Genomic DNA, 3,190 nt, shown 5'->3' with positions numbered 1-3,190 from the left:
AGTAGTACCAGCATTTCTCATTGCTTCTACACACTCTTTCGACGCAGCCAGATGTAAAAAGCCCCAAACAATTAGATCCTTTTTAAAGTAATGGTATTCTGCAGGTAGTGGTTCTTTTACCTTTACTACCATATCAACATCCCATGCCTGGCCTTGATTTACTATGCTTGCTCCTGCATTTATATATTCATCATTTGTATAACCAGAACCTAATCCAGCATCTTTTTGTACTAAAACTTCATTTCCAGCTGAAACTAATTTTTGAACATTTTCTGGAGTCATCCCTACACGAGCTTCCCCTTTTTTTATCTCTTTCACTACACCAATTTTCATATCTACACATCCTTTTTTAGAGTGAGTTATAAATTAAATTAATTATTGTCAGATAAATATAAGATTCTAAATATTCATCCTTACAATATTTTTCAAATATAATTTAATTTATAACATTGGATTGCACCTACAAGATACCATTAGTAAAAATAAGAGGTCAACAATTTTGTGAAACATTTCACAAAATGTTTTATTTAGTTGATTTTCTATATTTTATATCGAAAATATGATTGAATCCCTCAATACTTTGTGATATTCTTCACAAGAATATATCTTCTCTTTTGAATTTTGATTTACCATTTTACTATATCACAATATTAAAATACCTCATTTATTCTTATTATTCATATAAAAGAAATCTCGTTTTTAACTTCATGTTTCGGGTTAAATTAAAGAATTTCTTTTAATGTATAATTCATGGAATTTTACTCGCCTCAAATCATGTGAAAATTTTCACATGATTTGAGGCGAAATTAAACTTTCTTTACTTATACGTTTAATTTCTTTTTTATTTAGTATCTGAAATGTATTCAAATTCTCTAGCTGGTAAGGATGAGGGGCGGCTATTTGTATGGATACAGGATATACTATCAAATAATTTAACAAACAGGATAAAGAATTCATAAGAGAATTTATATATTTTTCTAATTGGGAGTGATTATTTTGTCACAACAACAACTAAAAAAGGATATTGGTTTCTTTGCAGCATTAACCACAGTTATTGGTACCGTTATCGGCGCCGGAGTATTTTTCAAGCCCACTGCATTATATGGAGTAACAGGAACAGCTAGCCTAGGATTACTTGCATGGGTAATTGGTGGTATCTTGACCGTTTGCGCAGGACTAACTGCTGCTGAACTATCTGCCGCTATTCCTGAAACGGGGGGAATGATGGCATATTTAAAGAGGACTTATGGAAACTTAACTGCTTTCTTGCTTGGCTGGGCACAAACTGTCATATACTTCCCTGCAAATATTGCAGCTCTTGCTATTATTTTCGGGACACAAACGGTTAGTTTATTTGGCCTAAATGTTAATGAACACAAAATACTAATTATCGCAATTGCAATTATCACAGCAACATTTGTAACTCTTATGAACTTTTTAGGAGCTAAAGCAGCTGGTGGAATCCAAATGGCTTCGACTATATGCAAATTGGTTCCATTAGCATTGATTATTATTTTTGGATTACTACACAAAAGTGACGTTACTTTTCAGCTTTTTCCAATTGAGGCAGGGCCGAACAAATCTATGATATCTGCCCTTGGATCTGGTTTACTCGCAACAATGTTCGCCTATGATGGATGGATTCATGTAGGCAATATTGCTGGAGAAATGAAAAACCCTAAAAAAGACTTGCCTAAAGCAATCGTATTAGGATTATCAACAGTAATGGTTGTTTATTTATTAATTAATGTCGCGTTTCTAATGGTCATGTCTGCAACATCGCTCGCAGGTACTGATACACCCGCTTCTCAAGTAGCTACAATTCTTTTTGGAGCTATGGGAGGAAAACTAGTTACCATTGGCATTTTAATTTCCGTATTTGGAACGATTAATGGTTATATTATGACAGGAATGCGAATTCCTTATGCCATGGCTATTGAGAACAAACTACCATTTAGTAAATGGTTTGCTACATTATCTAAAACTAGTCGGGTCCCTTATAATTCTGGTCTATTTATGCTATTTATTTCAATTATTATGATGGCCGTCGGCGGATTCAATACTCTTACTGATATGTTGGTATTTGTAATATGGATATTCTACACAATGACATTCCTTGCTGTATTCATCTTACGAAAAAGGGAACCCGAACTTGTGCGACCTTATAAAGTTCCATTGTATCCTTTTATACCATTAGTTGCTATTATTGGCGGATTGTTCATTGTTATTAATACCTTATTCACCCAACCTCTGCTAGCTTTATGTGGAATAGGTCTAACTGCACTCGGCCTCCCTATTTATTACACTATGCGTAAAAAGGGACAATTTGATTTAGAAAATCATAACGAGTAGATCAGTCTTTCTTAAAGATGTGATACAAAATTTTATGATTAGATTGCAATTAATAAATAGTCTATTTTACTTCTTTATCCTTCTAAGAGATACATTAGTCTAACAAATAATAAACAAGGAGAACCCTTTTTGGGTTCTCCTTGTTTATTATTTGCCAGTGTTCTAGTTCTTTACCCTAAGTTAATTTATGCTTTATCCATGTTGCATTTCTACCTTTAGAAACTAATTTAATGTATCCCTGTGAATTTAAAGCGTGTAATGTTTTATTTATAGTACTTTCACTTATGTCTGGATACATGTTTCGAATATTTTCTTTAGTAAAAGGATTATCTTGTCTGTCTATGTATTTTTCAATTCTTTTTCTTTTAGTATGAGTGCTAATACAATTTTTTATTACATAATTCAATTCTTTATATGCAACTAAAACAATATCTAAAAAATTTTTCATCCAGAAAACTACGTTATGATCGCCTTGATACCAGTGAGCTGCAGATTTATACAGAGCATCATAATAATCTGATTCATATTCTTTGAAATATTTATCTATACATGTATATTTTACAAATGTAAATCCACTTTCAATTAATAACCATTGAATTAATATTTTTGCTAACTTGCCATTCCCTTTATTAAATGGATAAATACATAGGAAATTTAAGATAAATTGAGGAATTAGTAGGAGCGGATGAAAATTCCCTTTAGCCCTTAATGCATTATATTGTTCGCATAGATGATACAAATATTGCAGAACCATTTCATATAAAACAACTGTACGTAATGTGAACTACCCGCCACTTAACGTCCTAACGGACTGTTTGAAGTGGGGGCTTCTCGGTTA

2 protein-coding genes and 1 pseudogene are annotated in these 3,190 nt (G+C 32.4%); 1 reads left to right on the top strand and 2 read right to left on the bottom strand.

Annotated elements, in window-relative coordinates; genetic code table 11:
* Positions 1-333 (bottom strand): annotated as a pseudogene (locus HMPREF2590_RS15795) (alanine dehydrogenase); the annotation flags it as partial.
* Positions 334-996: 663 nt separating this feature from the next.
* Here HMPREF2590_RS15795 and HMPREF2590_RS15790 point away from each other — a divergent pair.
* On the top strand, positions 997-2,352 hold the full coding sequence (locus HMPREF2590_RS15790; RefSeq protein WP_050822655.1) for an APC family permease: 1,356 nt from the start codon (positions 997-999) through the stop codon (positions 2,350-2,352).
* Between the two features lie 175 nt (positions 2,353-2,527).
* On the opposite strand, the gene HMPREF2590_RS15785 is transcribed toward HMPREF2590_RS15790, so the two are convergent.
* Positions 2,528-3,106: a Fic family protein gene (locus HMPREF2590_RS15785; RefSeq protein WP_000244222.1), complete on the bottom strand. Its 579-nt coding sequence runs from the start codon at positions 3,104-3,106 to the stop codon at positions 2,528-2,530.
* Positions 3,107-3,190 lie beyond the last annotated feature (84 nt).

This window comes from Bacillus sp. HMSC036E02, assembly GCF_001836235.1.
Taxonomy (GTDB): domain Bacteria; phylum Bacillota; class Bacilli; order Bacillales; family Bacillaceae_G; genus Bacillus_A; species Bacillus_A cereus.
Note: the sequence above shows the minus strand (reverse complement) of the source record. Positions and strands in the feature narration are given on the sequence as shown.